Source organism: Xanthomonas albilineans, assembly GCF_002939705.1.
Lineage (GTDB): Bacteria > Pseudomonadota > Gammaproteobacteria > Xanthomonadales > Xanthomonadaceae > Xanthomonas_A > Xanthomonas_A albilineans.
Genome location: NZ_MDCB01000067.1, coordinates 1 through 1,437 on the forward strand (window position 1 = coordinate 1; position 1,437 = coordinate 1,437).

General features: G+C 65.6%; 1 protein-coding gene. It reads left to right on the top strand.

Annotated elements, in window-relative coordinates; genetic code table 11:
• On the top strand, positions 1–1,437 hold a 1,437-nt coding region (locus XalbCFBP2523_RS15730; RefSeq protein WP_146084144.1), incomplete at both ends, for a non-ribosomal peptide synthetase.

Consider the following 1,437-nt stretch of genomic DNA (forward strand, 5'->3'; position numbering starts at 1 on the left):
GACCATGCACCACATCGTTTCGGATGGCTGGTCGATGGCGTTGCTGGTGCAGGAACTGAGCGCGCTGTACGCCGCCTTCGTGCAAGGCCAACCCGATCCGCTGCCGCCGCTGCCGATCCAATATCCCGATTACGCCGTATGGCAACGCCGCTGGCTCGACGGACCACTGCTGCAACGTCAACTTGGCTTCTGGCGCGAGCACCTGCATGACGCGCCAGCACTGTTGGAACTGCCTACCGACCATCCGCGTCCAGCAGTGCAGGACTATCGCGGCGACCATGTCGACATCGCCCTCGATGCCGAACTCACCGACGCCCTGCGTGCCCTGAGCCAGCGCCACGGCACCACCGTGTTCATGACCGTGCTGGCCGGCTGGGCCGTGCTGTTGTCACGGCTGTCGGGTCAAGACCAGGTGGTGATCGGCGCGCCCGTCGCCAATCGCACCCGTAGCGAACTCGAAGCGCTGATCGGCTTCTTCGTCAATGCCCAGGCACTGCGCATCGATCTACGCGGTGCGCCGACCGTCGCCGACTTACTGGCGCAGGTGCGCGTCACCGCACTGGCCGCGCAGGATCACCAGGACGTGCCATTCGAACAGGTGATCGAAGCGCTCAATCCCGAGCGGAGTTTGTCTGCGCACCCGGTGTTCCAGGTCGTGCTCACCTGGCAGAACGTCCCCGAGGCCGAGTTGGTCCTGCCCGACATTCGGTTGCAGCCCATCCCGGCACAGGCCGGCGATGCCAAGTTCGATTTGGAGTTCTCGCTGCACGAGCAGCAGGATCGTATCGTCGGCAGCCTGGGGTATGCCACGGCGTTGTTCGAGCGCAGCACTATCGAACGCCATCTGGCCAAGTTCGTGACCCTGTTGCGCGGCATGGTCGCCGACGCGCATGTCCGTGTCGCGCAACTGCCGCTGTTGCCCGCCGACGAACGCGCGCAATTGCAGCGCTTCACCGTCACCGAGAGCACGTCGCTTCCACCGGCCACCTGCATCCACACCCTGTTCCAAGCACAGGTGCGGCGCACGCCCGATGCCATCGCGGTCAGCGAAGGCGAACACACCCTGCGCTACGCCGAACTGGATGCACGGGCCAACCGACTCGCCCAGCGTCTACGCCGTTCCGGTGTCGGCCTGGAGCATCGGGTCGCCCTGTACCTGCCGCGCAGCATCGAGCAAGTGGTCGCGGTGCTTGCCACGCTCAAGGCCGGCGCGGCGTATGTGCCGCTGGATCCGGAACTGCCCAGCGAGCGTCTGGCCTTCCTGCTGGAGGACAGTCGCCCACGCGCAGTACTGACCTGCACCGATCTGCAAGATCATCTCCCGGCCAGCCGCGCCATGCTGCGCGTGAGCGTGCTGATCCTGGACGACATTGCCGAGACACAACACGATGATCCGGGCGCGCCGGATGTCCCCGGCCTGTGTCCGGACAATCTGGC